Annotated in this window: 16 protein-coding genes; 8 read left to right on the top strand and 8 right to left on the bottom strand. The window is 71.0% G+C overall.

The window, feature by feature from the left end:
* Nucleotides 1-61 precede the first annotated feature (61 nt).
* Nucleotides 62-658, bottom strand: coding sequence for a TetR family transcriptional regulator (locus tag HOO61_RS20775; RefSeq protein ID WP_172258963.1), 597 nt, complete (start codon nt 656-658; stop codon nt 62-64).
* A gap of 134 nt (nt 659-792) precedes the next feature.
* Between HOO61_RS20775 and HOO61_RS20770 the strand changes: the two genes are divergently transcribed.
* Together HOO61_RS20770 and HOO61_RS20765 are read left to right on the top strand one after the other, a co-directional pair.
* A complete protein-coding gene (locus tag HOO61_RS20770; protein ID WP_172258964.1) occupies nt 793-975 on the top strand; it encodes a hypothetical protein in 183 nt (60 codons plus the stop codon).
* 42 nt (nt 976-1,017) lie between these two features.
* Nucleotides 1,018-1,878 (top strand): thioesterase family protein, encoded by an 861-nt coding sequence (locus HOO61_RS20765; protein WP_172258965.1) that lies wholly within the window; start codon nt 1,018-1,020, stop codon nt 1,876-1,878.
* On the opposite strand, the gene HOO61_RS20760 is transcribed toward HOO61_RS20765, so the two are convergent.
* Together HOO61_RS20760 and HOO61_RS20755 are read right to left on the bottom strand one after the other, a co-directional pair.
* Nucleotides 1,862-2,239 (bottom strand): globin, encoded by a 378-nt coding sequence (locus tag HOO61_RS20760; protein WP_172258966.1) that lies wholly within the window; start codon nt 2,237-2,239, stop codon nt 1,862-1,864. The genes HOO61_RS20765 and HOO61_RS20760 overlap by 17 nt on opposite strands.
* A 43-nt stretch (nt 2,240-2,282) precedes the next feature.
* Entirely contained in the window at nt 2,283-3,338 is a 1,056-nt protein-coding gene (locus HOO61_RS20755) for a mechanosensitive ion channel family protein (RefSeq protein ID WP_253942381.1), read from the bottom strand.
* A 31-nt stretch (nt 3,339-3,369) separates the two neighbouring features.
* Between HOO61_RS20755 and HOO61_RS20750 the strand changes: the two genes are divergently transcribed.
* Entirely contained in the window at nt 3,370-3,759 is a 390-nt protein-coding gene (locus HOO61_RS20750) for a hypothetical protein (protein ID WP_172258967.1), read from the top strand.
* Complete coding sequence (locus tag HOO61_RS20745; RefSeq protein ID WP_172258968.1) at nt 3,746-4,129, top strand: DUF5130 family protein; 384 nt, start codon at nt 3,746-3,748, stop codon at nt 4,127-4,129. The genes HOO61_RS20750 and HOO61_RS20745 overlap by 14 nt, the downstream gene beginning before the upstream one ends.
* Before the next feature lie 7 nt (nt 4,130-4,136).
* On the opposite strand, the gene HOO61_RS20740 is transcribed toward HOO61_RS20745, so the two are convergent.
* Nucleotides 4,137-4,763: a transcriptional regulator gene (locus HOO61_RS20740; protein ID WP_172258969.1), complete on the bottom strand. Its 627-nt coding sequence runs from the start codon at nt 4,761-4,763 to the stop codon at nt 4,137-4,139.
* An 83-nt stretch (nt 4,764-4,846) separates the two neighbouring features.
* Nucleotides 4,847-7,399, bottom strand: a complete 2,553-nt coding sequence (gene pepN, locus HOO61_RS20735) for an aminopeptidase N (RefSeq protein ID WP_172258970.1) — start codon at nt 7,397-7,399, stop codon at nt 4,847-4,849.
* Between the two features lie 60 nt (nt 7,400-7,459).
* On the opposite strand from pepN, the gene HOO61_RS20730 reads away from it, so the two are divergent.
* Nucleotides 7,460-8,059 carry a DsbA family protein gene (locus tag HOO61_RS20730; RefSeq protein ID WP_172258971.1) on the top strand — a complete coding sequence of 200 codons (600 nt, stop codon included), beginning with the start codon at nt 7,460-7,462 and terminating at the stop codon, nt 8,057-8,059.
* Here HOO61_RS20730 and HOO61_RS20725 read toward each other — a convergent pair.
* A complete protein-coding gene (locus HOO61_RS20725) occupies nt 8,052-9,635 on the bottom strand; it encodes a cation:proton antiporter (RefSeq protein WP_172258972.1) in 1,584 nt (527 codons plus the stop codon). The genes HOO61_RS20730 and HOO61_RS20725 overlap by 8 nt on opposite strands.
* A gap of 108 nt (nt 9,636-9,743) precedes the next feature.
* Here HOO61_RS20725 and metG point away from each other — a divergent pair, with 108 nt between their 5' ends.
* Genes metG through HOO61_RS20710 form a run of 3 tightly spaced genes read left to right on the top strand, consistent with a single transcriptional unit; the run spans nt 9,744 to nt 13,010 of the window.
* Nucleotides 9,744-11,537 (top strand): methionine--tRNA ligase, encoded by a 1,794-nt coding sequence (gene metG, locus HOO61_RS20720; protein ID WP_172258973.1) that lies wholly within the window; start codon nt 9,744-9,746, stop codon nt 11,535-11,537.
* On the top strand, nt 11,534-12,115 hold the full coding sequence (locus tag HOO61_RS20715) for a hypothetical protein (RefSeq protein ID WP_253942383.1): 582 nt from the start codon (nt 11,534-11,536) through the stop codon (nt 12,113-12,115). The genes metG and HOO61_RS20715 overlap by 4 nt, the downstream gene beginning before the upstream one ends.
* Nucleotides 12,116-12,122: 7 nt before the next feature.
* Nucleotides 12,123-13,010 carry an alpha/beta hydrolase gene (locus HOO61_RS20710; RefSeq protein WP_172258974.1) on the top strand — a complete coding sequence of 296 codons (888 nt, stop codon included), beginning with the start codon at nt 12,123-12,125 and terminating at the stop codon, nt 13,008-13,010.
* Between the two features lie 199 nt (nt 13,011-13,209).
* On the opposite strand, the gene HOO61_RS20705 is transcribed toward HOO61_RS20710, so the two are convergent.
* Nucleotides 13,210-13,449: a hypothetical protein gene (locus tag HOO61_RS20705; RefSeq protein WP_172258975.1), complete on the bottom strand. Its 240-nt coding sequence runs from the start codon at nt 13,447-13,449 to the stop codon at nt 13,210-13,212.
* 60 nt (nt 13,450-13,509) lie between these two features.
* Nucleotides 13,510-14,862, bottom strand: coding sequence for an HNH endonuclease signature motif containing protein (locus tag HOO61_RS20700; protein WP_172258976.1), 1,353 nt, complete (start codon nt 14,860-14,862; stop codon nt 13,510-13,512).
* Nucleotides 14,863-15,071 lie beyond the last annotated feature (209 nt).

Here is a 15,071-nt window from a genome sequence, read left to right as displayed (position 1 = left end):
GGAGAACTCCGGTTCACTGGCGGTTGCACGGTCTCTGCGCACCCTAGTGCGGTGTGGGGGATCAGGTCTGCGCAGGGTTGGGTCCGAGCCCCGACAGGAGCTGCTCGACGCTGTCGCTGACGAACGTACGACGTCGTCGCCGGGGGAGGAGGAGCGACGCGAGCAGCACGCCGTCCAGCGCCGCGACGAGGGTCTCGGCCGATGCGCCGCCGTCCTCGTCCGCTGCCTCCATCACCCCGCGCACCATGCCCACGAGGTCGTCGCGCCACTGCGTGAAGCGCTCGGCGAGGGCCGGGTCGCGGGTCGCGGCGACGGTCAGCTCGAGCCGGGCGGCCAGCAGGTCGGGCTCGCCGAGCCACCGCGAGAACAGCCGGGACACCTCCGTGACCGCGCGCTCGTGGTCGCCGGGGCACGAGGCGAGCCTCGCACCCAGGGCGGCCACGTCGGCGGCCAGCCGGTCCGCGACGACGTCACCCAGGGCTCGGAGCAGTGCGTCGCGGGTGCGGAAGTAGGCCGACGAGCTCCCCTCGGGCAGCCCCGCCTCGCGGTCGACGGCACGGTGGGTGAGCCCGCGGTTGCCCTGCTGCGCCAGCACGGTCGTCGCCGCCGCCAGGATCTGCCGGCGACGCGGTGACAGCTCCTCGCGCGCGTGGCTCACGCTCTCCTCCTCGTACGCCGCCCGGGACGGGGCGCGCGGTGACGCAGGACACTACCGGCCCGACTTGCGATCGGGCGACGTCGGCGTACGCTTCTACATACGTAGAAGTTCTACACCTGTAGAAAGGAACCGACATGCAGCTCCTCGACCCCGTTGCCGCCATCGCCCTCCTGGTCCTCGTCGGCGTCGCCGCCCTCGCCGCCCTCGTCCTGGCCCTGGTCGCCGTTCCGCCCGCGCTCCGCGAGACCCGCAGCGACCGCATCGGTCGCCGGGAGTCCATCCCGACCTACTACGGCCGCCTGCACTTCGCCCACTGAGCCTCGACCGGCTGGCGGCCGATCATCTGCGACGATCGGGGCGTGCGCCATCTCTACCGCTGCCCCCTGAGGTGGGCCGACCTCGACCTGCTCGGCCACGTCAACAACGTCACCTACGTCGACTACCTCCAGGAGGCGCGGGTGGACATGTTCCGCACCCACGCCCCGGACAGCCGTGCGGAGGACCTGGCCGAGGGCGTCGTGGTGGTCCGGCACGAGGTCACCTACGTCGCCTCGCTGACGTTCGGCTTCGAGCCGGTCTCGATCGAGTGCTGGGTCACCGAGATCCGCGCCGCGAGCTTCACGATGGCCTACGAGGTCTTCGAGGAGGACGAGTCGGGCGAGCGCACCGTCTTCCTCCGCGCGCGCACCGTGCTCACCCCCTACGTCTTCGCCACCGAGCGACCGCGGCGGCTCCACCCCGAGGAGCGCGAGTCGCTCGGCCGGTTGCTCGAGCCGGACGAGCCGGTGCGGCCCCCGGCCCCGTCGGAGGTCGTCGAGGTGCCGGGCGGGCGCTACCCGGTGCACGTGCGATTCAGTGACGTCGACGTCTACGGCCACGTCAACAACGTGAAGTACTTCGAGTACTTCCAGGAGGCGCGCATCCAGCTCATGGTGGCCAGCGGCCGCGAGCTGGGCCAGGGCTTCCACCTCGTCGTCGCCCAGACCGACGTCGACTACCGACGCCCGATCCTGTTCCGTGCCGAGCCCTACGACTGCTCCACCTGGGTCTCGCACGTCGGCAGCACGTCGGTCGTCTTCGAGTCGGTCGTCCGGGACGGTGACGAGGTGCTGGCCCGGGCGAAGGTGGTCGGCGTGTGCATCGACAGCGCGACCGGGCGACCCGCGCCGGTGCCCGAGGAGCTCCGCGGGATGGTCGCCGCGGTCACTCCATCGAGTTGACCATGAACTGGGCCGCGTGCGTCACGTAGTCCCAGAACCTGGCGTCCTGCTCCTCGGTGAGGCCGGCCTCGTCGAGCCCGGCCCGGAAGTGCACGAGCCACCGCTGCGCCGCGTCGGGCGTCACGCGGAACGGGGCGTGGCGCATCCGCAGCCGCGGGTGCCCCCGCGTGTCGCCGTACGTCGTCGGGCCGCCCCAGTACTGCATGAGGAACAGCGTGAACCGCTCCTCCGCGGGACCGAGGTCGGCCTCGGGGTACATCGGCCGCAACACCTCGTCCTGCGCCACGCCGGCGTAGAAGCGGTGCACGATCGTGCGGATCGTCTCCTCGCCGCCGATCTCGTCGTAGAACGTGGTCGTCACGCCACCATCCTCCCGGCTCGCCCCAGCGCGACGCGCACCGGGGCTACGCCTCCTCCGCCGGCTCGGCGTTCGCGGCCGACGGCGCACTCTCCTGCCACTGCACGCGCTGGGCCACCGCGAGGTTGATGCCCTCGTGCTCGAAGCGCGCCTTCACCCGCTCGCGCATCGCCCGGGCGATGCCCCACTGCTCCATCGGCGCGGTCTTCAACGTCACCCGGACCACGACGCCGTCGACCCCCATCGACTCCACGCCCCAGACCTCCGGCTCCTCGATGACCAGGCCCTTGAAGTCCTCGTCCTCCCACAGGTCGTGGGCGACCTCCTCCAGCACGCTGCGGACCTTGACCAGGTCCTCGGTGTAGCCGACCGTGACGTCGATCACGGTGCGCGCCCAGTTCTGGCTCATGTTGCCGACGCGGAGGATCTCGCCGTTGCGGACGTACCAGACCGTGCCGTTGACGTCGCGCAGCCGCGTCACGCGCAGGCTCACGGCCTCGACGGTGCCGGAGGCCTCGCCGAGGTCGACGACGTCGCCGACGCCGTACTGGTCCTCGAAGATCATGAAGATGCCGGACAGGAAGTCCTTGACCAAGGCCTGCGAGCCGAAGCCGATCGCCACGCCGATGATGCCGGCGCTCGCGATGAGGGGGCCGATGTCGTAGCCGAGCTCGGCGATGAACATCAACGTGACGACGGTCAGGACGACGCCGGTGACGATGCTCTTGAGCAGGGAGCCCATCGTGGCCGCGCGCTGGACACGTCGGGTGTAGCCCGGGTCCTCACGCAGGTTGAGGGCAGCCCCCATGCGGCCGCCCGAGACGGCACGGCTGAGGCGGTCGGGCAGCACCCCGTGCTCGGCCTTGCGGACGACGCGGTCGATCAGGCGGTGGAGCACCCACCGGACGAGGAGCCCGATGAGGATCAGTCCCAGCAGCGCCGACGGCTTGCCGACGACCCAGTCCACGGCCGTCGACAGCGTGGCGTCGCCGGTCTGGTCGTACGTCAGGTTGCACAGGCTCGCGTCGTCTTCACAGGGATTGGTCTCGCTCCCGGAGACCTCGGTCATGTTCATGATCGGGGTGGTGAGGGGGTGAGGCATGCCGGCCAGTATGGGCGATACCCTGTTGCCCGTGACCACGCACGTCAGTCCCGCCCGCTCGTCCCGCAGCCCGCGTGCCCGCCGGACGGGCCGTGCCGCGGCCCTCGCCGCCGGCGCCGTCCTCGCCCTGCTCGCGGCGCCGGCCCACGCCGACGTCCCCGAGGGCTGGGGCGGCCAGACCGAGCACTCCAGCCTCGACGTGCTCGGCGCCCTGGGCCTGTTCGTCGGCGCCCCGCTGCTGCTCTTCGCGCTCATCGCGGTCGCCGTCTACCTGCCGGCCATGGTCCGCGGCGAGAAGCTCCTGCCCGACCACTCGGCGGGCGAGGTCCAGTGGATCGGCGGACCCCGCCAGGGCGTCGCCGAGCTCCCCGCCCCCGATGGCGACGACTCCCGAGCAGGTGGCGCAAGTGGCCGCTGGTGAGGTGCTGAGCGAGACCGACCGGCTCGCCCTCGACAAGACGATCCGTCTGGCCGAGCAGACCTGCCGGTTCGAGTTCTCGGTCTACGTCGGCCCGGTGGAGGGCGAGGACACCCGCGCCTGGGCGACCCGGCTCCACAACCGGCTCGTGGTGCCGGCCCGCAGCGTGCTGGTGCTCGTCGACCCGCGCCGCCGCGTCATCGAGGTCGTCACCGGCGGTGAAGTACGCCGACACCTCAGCGACGCCGAGGTCGAGCTCGCCGTCCTGGCCATGTCGTCGGAGTTCGCCGCCGGCAACCTGCTGGTCGGTCTCCAGCGCGGCATCGCCATGCTCGCCGAGCACGCCCGGCCGCAGAAGACCCTCCACGCCTGAGGGCTGGTCACCCCCCGGCGCGACGCTCGAGCCCGAGCGTGGCGATGAGATCTTCGTGCAGCTGCATCCACACGACGTGGCACGAGTCGATGCCGACACCGTCGACCCACCGGTGCTGCCCACCCACCGACCGCGCCAGCGCGGCGTCGTACCGCGACACGTAGCCCGCGAACCTCGGCAGCGCGCCGACGAGCTCGGCCTCGAGGTGGCCGAGCCGGCGACCGATCGCCGCCAGTGAGGCCAGGACACGGTCGTCCCAACGGAAGTCGCTGTGGTCGTTGGCCGCGAACGCGTTCGCGCCGACCGGACGCAGCTGCCACCGCGTCACCGCGTCGAGGAGCCGGCCGTTGAGCGGGAGGAAGAGCGTGTGGGCCTCCGCCACGGCGTCACGAGCGCCGGTGGCGTCCAGCTCGGTGGCGAGCAGTCGCTCGTCCTCGCATCGGCCGCGGTCGGTGAGGGACCAGCCGCTGGTCCCGGCGAACTCGCTCCTGGTCACCCAGCCGCGGGCCCGGAGGTCCTCGAGGTGCGACCCGACGCCGTCGCGATCGAGCCGGTAGCGCGCGGCCACTCGCGCCGTGTCCGCGAAGCCCAGCAGCCGTACGGCGTGCAGCGCCAGCAGGGCGGGGTCGGTCACCGCCAGCTCCTCTCGACGTGAGGACGGCGGAGCCCTGAGGTCATCGGGTGACTTCAGGGCTCCGCCGTGTGCTCTGGAACCGGTCAGCGGGCGTCGTAGCGCTGCGCCGCCAGCGCGCGGGCGATCTCCGCGCGCGCCTCGCCGACGTAGCGCTGCGCCTGCTTGGGCGCCGAGCTGTCCGCGAGCCACTCGTCGAGCCGGGTAAGCGTGGCCTCCGAGCCGAGCGGCCGGGGGAAGCCGTACTCGAGGATCGTCGAGGCCTTGTGGAAGCCCAGCACGTCGACGAGCGTCTCCGACGCGGTGAGGAACTTCTCCAGGTACGGCTCGAGCACGTCCTCCTGGCCGAAGCGGAAGATCGAGAACGCGATCTCGCGCGACGTCTCGTTGGGCGTCGTGGGGTCGAGGAGCGCGTCCCACGCGGCCGCCTTGGCCTCCGCGGTCGGCTGGGCGGCGCGGGCCGCGGCTGCCTGCTCCTTGCCCGAGATGGTCCTGTCGACCTCGAGCTCGGCGTCGATCTCGGCGTCGCCGAAGCGACCCTGCTTCGCAAGGGCCGTGATGAGCGCCCAGCGCATGTCCTGGTCGACGGCGAGGCCCTCGACCTCGAACGACCCGTCGAGGAGGCCGATGAGGTCGTCGAGCGCGGCGTCGCTGTGGGCGGCGCCGGCGTAGGACCGGGCGAAGGTGAGCTGGTGGTCGCTGCCGGGCTCCGCGGCGAGCAGCAGCTCGCGCAGGCCCTTCTCCCAGGCTGCCTTCAGCTCACCGCGGTGCGCGGGGTCGGAGTAGAAGCTGATCGCGAGCGCGGTGGACGCCGGGATCCGGGTCACCGCCCATGCGTCGCTCTCCTGGCCGATGTTGGCCAGGACCAGGTCGGCCCAGTCGCGGGTGCGCATCTCGCCGTCGCGGGTCATGTCCCACGCGGCGCCCCAGACGAGCGCCCGCGGCAGCGAGTCCTCGAAGGTGGACAGCGACCCGATCGCGGTGGCCAGCGACCGCTCGTCGAGGCGGATCTTGGCGTAGGCGTGGTCCTCGTCGTTGAGCAGCAGCAGCGCCGGCTGCTTCACGCCGATGAGCTCGGGCACCTCGGTGCTGGCGCCCTCGACGTCGATCTCGAGGTAGTCGCGCCGGACGAGCCGGCCACCTACCTCGTCGTACAGGCCGATGCCGAGGCGGTGGCGGCGCAGCGTCGGCCAGTCCTCGTGGGCCGTCTGGCTGACCGCGAAGGACGAGTAGGCGCCGGCGCCGTCGAGCTCGAACGACGGGGCGAGGGTGTTGACGCCGGCCGTCTGGAGCCATTCCTGCGCCCAGCCCTGCAGCTCACGGCCCGAGGACTTCTCCAAGGTGGTGAGCAGGTCCTTGAACTCGGGGTTCCCGTACTCCCACTCCTTGAAGTAGGCGCGCAGGCCCTCGAGGAAGGGCTCGATGCCGACCCACGCCACGAGCTGCTTGAGCACCGAGGCGCCCTTGGCGTAGGTGATCATGTCGAAGTTGACCTCGACCGCGTGCAGGTCGACGTTGTCGGCCGCGATCGGGTGGGTCGAGGGCAGCTGGTCGGCGCGGTAGCCGGTCTGCTTGCGGGCGTTGGCGAACCCGGTCCAGGCGTCGGTGAACTCGGTGGCGTTGGCCTCGCACCAGTAGCAGGCCCACTCGGCGAACGACTCGTTGAGCCAGAGGTCGTCCCACCACTTCATGGTGACGAGGTCGCCGAACCACATGTGGGCCATCTCGTGGGTGATGACGGAGGCGCGGAACTCGAAGAACGAGCGCGGCTGGCGGCTGCGGGGGAGGTACTCGTCGCGCAACGTCACGCAGCCGGCGTTCTCCATCGCCCCGGCGTTGTACTCGGGGACGTAGAGCTGGTCGTACTTCCCGAACGGGTAGGGGTAGTCGAACTGCTCCTCGAACCACTCGAAGCTCTGCTTGGTGAGCTTGACCAGCTCGGCCGTGTCCATGTGCTCCTTGAGCGACTGGCGGCAGTAGTGGCCGAGCGGGATCGTGCCGAACTTGCCCTCGTAGGTGTCGAACTCGCCGTGGTACTCACCGGCGACGATCGCGGTGATGTAGGTCGACATCCGCTTGGTGGTGGGAAAGCGCCACACCGACGCGCCGTTCCCAGCCTCGACCGGCTCGGGAGTGGCGGCGTTGGAGACGACCACCCAGTGCGACGGCGCGGTGACGTTGAAGGTGAAGACGGCCTTCAGGTCGGGCTGCTCGAAGGTGGTGAACACGCGGCGGGCGTCGGGCACCTCGAACTGGCTGTAGAGGTAGACCTTGTCGTCGGCCGGGTCGACGAAGCGGTGCAGGCCCTCGCCGGTGTTGGAGTAGGCGCAGTCGGCGGTCACGACGAGCGTGTTGGTCGCCTCGAGGCCGTCGAGCGCGATGCGGTTGTCGGCGTACGCCGTGGTGGGGTCGAGGCTGCGTCCGTTGAGCGTGATCTCGCGGACGTGGGGGGCGACGAGGTCGGCGAACGTGTCGGTGCCGGGCTGCCGGCAGGTGAACTCCAGCGTGGTGGTGGAGACGAAGGTGGTCTCGTCCGGCTGGGTGGCTGACGTCAGGTCCAGGTCGACGGTGTACGCCGTGACGTCCAGGAGGGCGGCGCGGGTGGCGGCCTCGTCCCGGGTGAGGTTGGTTCCAGGCATGCGGGCATCCTGCCACCGGGCTCGAGGAATACCAGCGTCGGAGGGGCACTTGTGCCTGGCATGGCTACCGCTGATCTCTGGTTCGACCCGCTCTGCCCGTTCGCCTGGATCACCTCGCGCTGGATTCGCGAGGTCGAGCAGGTCCGCGACATCGACGTGCAGTGGCACGTGATGTCGCTGGCCTACCTCAACAAGGACAAGGACATCCCCGCCGACTACCGCGAGATGCTCCAGGGCACCGAGAAGCCGGTGCGCGTCGCGATCAAGATCGCCGAGCTCCACGACAACGCGACCCTGGGTGAGTGGTACACCGCCATCGGCACGCGGCGGCACAACAACGGCGAGGAGCTGTCGCGGGACACCGTCGCCGCCTCGCTGGCCGACGTGGGCCTGCCCGCCGACCTGATCGACGCGTGGGACGACGCGTCCCTCGACGACGCGGTGGCGAAGAGCCACCACGAGGGCATGGACGCCGTCGGCGACGACGTCGGCACGCCGACCATCCACATCAACGGCTCGGCGTTCTTCGGTCCGGTGCTCTCCAAGATCCCGCGCGGCGAGGAGGCCGGCGAGCTCTGGGACGGCGCCGTCGCCGTCGCGAAGTTCCCCTACTTCTACGAGCTCAAGCGCTCCCGCACGGGCGACCTCGACTTCAGCTGATGCCGGGGTCCGGGCCGGCGGCGCGCACGGCCTGGTCCGCCAGCTCGGCGCCCGCTGCGTCGTAGAGACCGACGACAGCGGCGCGCTCTGCGAGGTGGGCGACCTCCTCGTCGTAACGAGTCACCGCCGTCACCGCTCCACCGAACCCGCTGCGACGGAGCTGGTCGAGGGCCGCGACGTTGCTGCCGTGGAACGGCATTGCCAGGACGACGAGGCGTACGGTGCCCTCGTCGCTGACGCGTGCCCAGAAGAGCGGGTCGGTGGCGTCCCCCTCGACGACGTGGAGACCCTCGGCGCGCAGGTCGTCCACCCGCGTGGCGTCGGAGTCGACACCGGTGGCGCGCAGGCCGTACGTGTCGACGAGCCGCCCGCTCGCTGCTCGGCCGAGGCGCCCCATGCCCAGCACCAACGCATCGGCGCGTCCCAGGTCGATGGGTCGTTCCTCCGGATGGAGCCGCGCGGGGTCTGCCACCCGGCGCGACGCAGAGGACGACAGGAGGTCCACCGCGGCGCTCGTGACTGATGCGACGACGAAGCTCATGGCGACGGCCGTCGAGATCGTGGCGAGCCACTCGCGATCGACGGCGTCGGCAGCGGTCGCCGCGACGACGACGATGAGCGCGAACTCCGAGAAGCTCCCGAGGGAGGCGGCCGCCCGGGTCGCCGTGCGGACCCGGAAGCCGGAGGCCCGCAGGAGCAGCGCGAACAGGACGGCCTTGAGTGGCACCAGCGCGACGAGAGCCAACGCAAGGGCGATGCCTGACGGGTCGGGTGCTCCATGCAGGCCGACGGACAGGAAGAAGGCGACTTGGAGCAGTTCCTTGACCGAGAAGATGGACTTGGCCAGCTCCTCCGCCCTCGACGAGGGTGCCAGCAGGACGCCGACTGCGAGGGCCCCGAGGTCTCCCTTGAGCCCGGCGGCGTCGAACAGGGCGTAGCCGGGGACGAGCGCGAGGGTGATTCCGACGAGCGTGAGGAGCTCGCCGTGGTCGAGCCCGTCGAGCATGCGGCGGACCAGCCAGGAGGCGGGCACCAGGAGCAGGAGCAGCGGCGCCCACCAGCTGGGGGCCTCGCCCTCGACGACGGCGAGTGCGGCCACGGCGACCAGGTCCTGGACGACCAGGATGCCGATGGTCGTGCGCCCGTGGAGCGAACGTGTCGCGTTCTGCTCCTCGAGGACCTTGACCGCGACCACCGTGCTGGAGAACGACAGGGCGAGGGCGACCAGCAGCAGGTCGGTGACCTCGACTCCCGCGAGCAGGCGGAGCCCGAGGGCGCCAGCTGTCGCGAGCACGGTCAGCACCAACCCGATGCTCAGGAGGGCGTGCACGGCACCCACCCCCAGCACTTCGCGGCGTACGAGCACGCGCACGTCGAACTTGAGCCCGATCGCGAAGAGCAGCAGCACCACTCCGAGCTCCGCCAGCGCGTCCAGCGCAGACGTCCCGGTCACACCCGCCCCGGCCATGGCGAAGCCGGCGACCAGGAAGCCGACCATCGGCGGCAGGCGCAGGGCATGTGCCAGCAGGCCACCGGCCGCGGCCGCCGACAGCATGAGCACCAGGTCGACCGACATCCCACCTCCCACGGACCGTCGGCGCCACCCTAGGTGCTGGGCGATCCCCGCGTGCCGCACTCAGGACCGGCTCGGGACCGGTCGGTGTGCCTCACTAGGCTTGCGCCCATGACTCGTGTCCTGTCCGCCGTCGCCTGGCCGTACACCAACGGCCCGCGCCACATCGGCCACGTCGCCGGTTTCGGCGTGCCCTCCGACGTCTTCAGCCGGTTCATGCGGATGGCGGGACACGACGTCCTGATGGTCAGCGGCACCGACGAGCACGGCACGCCGATCCTGGTGCTGGCCGACAACGAGGGGCTGCCCGCCCGCGAGCTGGTCGACAAGTACAACCAGGTGATCGTCGACGACCTCTGCGGCCTCGGCCTGTCGTACGACCTCTTCACCCGCACCACCACCGGCAACCACTACGCGGTGGTGCAGGAGATGTTCGAGACGTGCCGCCGCAACGGCTACATGGTCGAGGAGACCACCAAGACGGCGATCAGCCCCTCCACGGGTCGCACCCTGCCCGACCGCTACATCGAGGGCACCTGCCCCATCTGCAAGTACACCGCGGCGCGCGGCGACCAGTGCGACAACTGCGGCAACCAGCTCGACCCGACCGACCTGATCGACCCGCGCTCGAAGATCAACGGGGAGACCCCGGAGTTCAAGGACACGCAGCACTGGTTCCTCGACCTGCCGGCGCTCGCCGGGGCGCTGGGGGAGTGGCTCGACCAGCGTGAGGCGACCGGCCTGTGGCGCCCCAACGTCATCAAGTTCAGCCAGAACATCCTCAAGGAGATCCGGCCGCGCGCGATGACCCGCGACATCGACTGGGGCATCCCGGTCCCGGGCTGGGAGGACCAGCCGACCAAGCGCCTCTACGTCTGGTTCGACGCCGTCATCGGCTACCTGTCCGCCTCCATCGAGTGGGCCCGCCGCTTCGGTGAGCCAGACAAGTGGCGCGAGTGGTGGAACGACGCCGACGCCGAGTCGTACTACTTCATGGGCAAGGACAACATCGTCTTCCACTCCCAGATCTGGCCGGCCGAGCTGCTGGCCTACAACGGGAAGGGCGACAAGGGTGGCGAGCCGGGGACGTACGGCACGCTCAACCTGCCCACCGAGGTGGTCTCGAGCGAGTTCCTCACCTTCGGCGACTCCCAGTTCTCCACCAGCCGCGGCAACGTCATCTACGTCGGCGACTTCCTCGCCCGCTACGGCCCGGACGCGCTGCGCTACTACATCTGCGCCGCGGGACCCGAGACCTCCGACGCCGCGTTCACCTGGTCCGACTTCGTCACCCGCAACAACTCCGAGCTCGTCGCGGGCTGGGGCAACCTGGTCAATCGCACCGCCACGATGATCGCCAAGAACTTCGGCGAGATCCCCGCAGCCGGCCCGCTGGAGGAGGTCGACGAGCAGGTGCTCGCGACCGTGCGCGAGGGCTTCGCGACCGTCGGCGGCCTGGTGGAGAAGCACCGTCTGCGCGCGGCCATCGCCGAGGCGATGCGGGTCGTCGGCGAGGTCAACAAGTACCTCACCGTCACCGAGCCCTACAAGATGAAGGACGACGCCCAGCGCGAGCGGCTCGGCACCGTGCTGCACGTCGCGGCGCAGTGCGTGAGCGACTGCAACACGCTGCTCTCCCCGTTCCTCCCGCACGCGGCCAACAAGGTGCACGCGGTGCTCGGCGGCGAGGGCGACTTCATGCCGATGCCGCGCATCGAGCAGGTGGAGGAGCTCGAGACCGACAACGGCGCCGGCCACATGTCGTACTCGGTCATCACCGGTGAGTACACCTCGACGCCGGCGTGGGAGTCACGCCCGGTCGTGGTCGGGGCGAAGGTCGACAAGCCCACGCCGGTCTTCACCAAGCTCGACCCGTCGGTCGTCGAGGAGGAGCTCTCCCGATGACGTCCGGGACGCCCGCCGAGATGTACCTGCCCCACTTCGTGGTGAAGCAGAAGCTCACGATGATGGTCAACCGCTACGAGGTGTCGGAGTCGGACGAGTCAGGCAACCCGACGCGGCTGATGGCGCTCGCCGAGCAGAAGCGGATGGCCTTCAAGGAGCAGGTCACCTTCTTCTCCGACGCGAGCAAGTCGCGCGCGGTGTTCGGCTTCAAGGCGCGCAGGAAGCTCGACCTCAACGCCGGCTACGACATCACCGACGAGTCGGGCGCCCAGATCGGCTTCTTCCGGAAGGACTTCGGCGCCTCGCTGCTGCGCTCGACCTTCCACATCGAGGGCCCCGGCTACGCGGGCACCGGCCAGGAGCGCAACCAGGTCGCCGGCCTGCTGCGCCGCTTCACCGAGCTCGACTTCATCCCCATCCACTTCGACTTCGTCGACGCGGGTGGTGCGCCGCTCTTCTCGGTCGAGCGCAAGATGTCGATCGGTGACCGCTACCGCGTGACCGTGCCGGACCAGCGGGTCGACTTCCGCGTCGCCGCTGCTGTCGCGGTCGCCCTCGACGCGCTGATGGCGCGCTGATCCCGTGATGTACCCCGAGGTCCGCGCGGCCGTCGAGGCCGACGCCGGTCCCGACCTCAGCGCGCCCGGCTTCGACCTCGCCGCCCACCGCGAGGACGTACGTCGCTTCAACCTCCGCCAGCCGCGGGAGGACGTCGCCCGCGTGGAGGACGTCGACGCCGACGGTGTCCGCTGCCGGCTCTACGTCCCGGCCGACGCGGTGCCGGGGCTCGTCGTCCACGCCCACGGCGGTGGGTTCGTGCTCAACGACGTCGACGTCCACGACGGCATCTGCCGGCGCATGGCCAACCGCGGCCGCCGGGCGGTGCTGAGCGTCGACTACCGCCAGCCGCCGGAGCACCCGTTCCCCGCCGCCCCCGACGACCTCGACACGGTCGTCGGCTGGCTCCGCCGGGAAGGTGCCGGGTCGGGCCTGACCGGGCCGTACGCCGCCCACGGCGACTCGGCCGGCGCCAACCTCGCCGTCGTGGCTGCCCTGCGCAACCCGGGCTTCTTCGCCGCGGTCGCACTCATCTACCCCTTCCTCGACCCGCGCAACGCCTTTCCGTCGTGGGAGCTGGGGGCCGCGTCGGGCTTCGACCCCGCTGAAGCGACCTGGTATTGGGAGCAGTACGCCCGCACCGAGGCCGACTACGACGACCCCGACCTCGCACCGCTGCTCTCGGAGCGCCTGCACACCCTGCCGCCCACCTTCGTCGCCACGGCGGAGGCGGACCCGCTCCGTGACGAGGGGGAGGAGCTCGCCCGGCGCATCGCGGAGGCCGGGGTCGAGGTCGTCGGCATCCGCTGCCTGGGCCAGACACACGGCTTCTGGCGGCACGCGACCTTCACGGCCTCCGAGCCCCTCGTGCGCCAGGTCGCCGGCTGGCTCGACCAGCACCTCACAGCTGGCTGAGCGGCGGCGCCGGCGATCATCGTCCGGCTGGTCTCACGGGGTGCCCGCCGGCGCTCGACTGCGCGAGCGAGCATCTTCGGGCACCTCGTGAGCATCACTAGGTCTACTCCGAGGGTCGGGGTCTGCACAACCATGGTTGAACTGTCGACCTCTTCAACCTGTTCCGACGCCTAGCCCCAGGCTCACCCTCAGTCGCTGCTCACGCGTCCGATGACGTCGTCCACGGTTTCCCGGCGCGGATGGTCGTCTCGTCGAGGCCGTCGACATACGCCGCTCCGTGTCGCCGTAGCGGTCGGGATGCAGGATGCCCTCGACGGTCGGCGGAGAAGCACTGGTCCAGCGCGTAGCGGGCCATCACGTCGATCATGCCGATGGCCGGGTTGCCCGCTCGATCGTTCGCCCACAGCACCTCTCGACGGACCACGTCCTGCGAGATCACGGCGAGCTGGTTCCTGCCTCGCCGGCGTTGCCACGGTGGTCTTGCCCGTGAGGCCTGGGACTACGAGGCCAGGGTGTAGTTGCTGGCGAGCCGGAGCTCGACTGGGGAGTAGCCGACGGTGCCTGCTGGTCCGCCCGGTAGTGGTGGTGAGGTGGAGCGGGTGATGCGGAGGTGTTCGGTGACGCTGTGGACCTCGTGGAGGTGCTTGTGGCCGGGGTCGGCGACCCAGGAGGTCCAGCCGGGTGATTCCTTGACGTAGTTGCAGCGCTCGCACAGGCCTTGGCCGTTGGCGGCTTCGGTGGGCCCGCCATCGGCGGCGGGGGTGATGTGGTCGTGGTGCCGGATGGCGGCGTTGCAGCCCGGGGTGCGGCAGGTGCCGGCGTCGCGGAGGTCGAGGAGCTCGGCGAGCTGGCCGTCGAAGCGGCGGCTGGTGGACTCCATCGCCACGAGCACCCGGTCCTCGGGGCTGGCGAAGAGTCGCCGGAGGGTGGCCTTCGCGGCGTCGCTGGCGCGGCGTACCCACTCCGTGCAGAGTGCTGCGGGCAGGAACCCCTCACCGGGGACGAGGCCGGGCTCGGTGCCGGTGTCGAGGAGGGACTCGACCCCGATGACGAGGTTGACGCGCACCGGGACCGGGTCGGTGACGGTCTCGGCGCCGGTGATCCGGGCGGCGAGGGTGTCGGCGCGGACCTGCCCGGCGGTGCGCACGTCACCGTCGGTGCGGGCGGTCGCGGCCGCAGCGTCGAGGGCCGTGCGGACCGCGGCGAGGACCTCGAGGGGCAGGGTGGCGGTGAGCTGTCCGGTGCCGTCGTCGAGGGCACGGCTGGTAACCCGCCGGTCGGCGCGAGCTCGTCGGCAACGCCGGGTCTCGGACTCGGCGGCGTGGGTGAGGCACGAGCGGCGCACCGCCTGGCGCAGGCGGACGTCGCCGAGGCCGGCCAGTCGTGGGACGAGGTCGGCGTCGACCATGCTGCGCTGCTCGGGCGTGAGGTGGGCCACCTCGCGCGCGATGGCGAAGGCTCGCTCCTCGGTGAGCTCGCCGCGGGCGAGGGCGCTCAGGGTGAGGGGGAGGTGGTCGCGCAGCCGCCGCGACAGCAGCACCCGCTGCTCACCTGCGTGGGGGCTCGCCATCGTGGCGAGCGCTACCTCGGCGCCGATCGACATCGCCCGCGGCGGCGTACGCCGACCGCTCACAGGCACGTCCACGTCGACCTCGGTGTCGGCAGCGTCTGCGAACGTGGCCGTGACGACCACCTTCGCCGCCGCGGCGGCTGACGTGATCCGCTCGAGGGCCTCGAGCTGGTCGAGGTGGTCGACCGGCGTGGCACCGGGTGTCAGGTCGGCGAGCAGATCGGCGAGGGCGTGCAGGTCGGCGGCCTGCCACACCTGACCGTCTGCTTGAGCCGCCGTCATCTCATCTCCCCGAGCCGTCGTCGAACGTGTGTTCGATTGTCCCACGACTCGTGTCCCACCGTCAACGCCGGCCAGTCCCCGATGTGGATGATTCGACGCCGGGACGGGGAGGCCGGGGCATCGGTCCCGACAGCCGTGCCGCTGCCCTCCCTCATGTCGAGCGGGCGCGAGGAGCGCTGCGAGTCCGCAGCCACACTCAGCCGCTTCGG

Origin of the sequence: Nocardioides sp. zg-1230, from assembly GCF_013155335.1 — a bacterium.
Lineage (GTDB): Bacteria > Actinomycetota > Actinomycetes > Propionibacteriales > Nocardioidaceae > Nocardioides.
This window is presented reverse-complemented; position numbering and strand designations above follow the sequence as displayed.

What these genes read in the sequence shown, in the direction of transcription:
- HOO61_RS20770 (WP_172258964.1), top strand. Translation starts at nt 793, where the DNA reads ATGCAGCTCCTCGACCCCGTTGCCGCCATCGCCCTCCTGGTCCTCGTC.
- HOO61_RS20755 (WP_253942381.1), bottom strand. Translation starts at nt 3,338, where the DNA reads ATGCCTCACCCCCTCACCACCCCGATCATGAACATGACCGAGGTCTCC.
- pepN (WP_172258970.1), bottom strand. Translation starts at nt 7,399, where the DNA reads ATGCCTGGAACCAACCTCACCCGGGACGAGGCCGCCACCCGCGCCGCC.
- HOO61_RS20730 (WP_172258971.1), top strand. Translation starts at nt 7,460, where the DNA reads ATGGCTACCGCTGATCTCTGGTTCGACCCGCTCTGCCCGTTCGCCTGG.
- HOO61_RS20725 (WP_172258972.1), bottom strand. Translation starts at nt 9,635, where the DNA reads ATGTCGGTCGACCTGGTGCTCATGCTGTCGGCGGCCGCGGCCGGTGGC.
- metG (WP_172258973.1), top strand. Translation starts at nt 9,744, where the DNA reads ATGACTCGTGTCCTGTCCGCCGTCGCCTGGCCGTACACCAACGGCCCG.
- HOO61_RS20715 (WP_253942383.1), top strand. Translation starts at nt 11,534, where the DNA reads ATGACGTCCGGGACGCCCGCCGAGATGTACCTGCCCCACTTCGTGGTG.
- HOO61_RS20710 (WP_172258974.1), top strand. Translation starts at nt 12,123, where the DNA reads ATGTACCCCGAGGTCCGCGCGGCCGTCGAGGCCGACGCCGGTCCCGAC.
- HOO61_RS20700 (WP_172258976.1), bottom strand. Translation starts at nt 14,862, where the DNA reads ATGACGGCGGCTCAAGCAGACGGTCAGGTGTGGCAGGCCGCCGACCTG.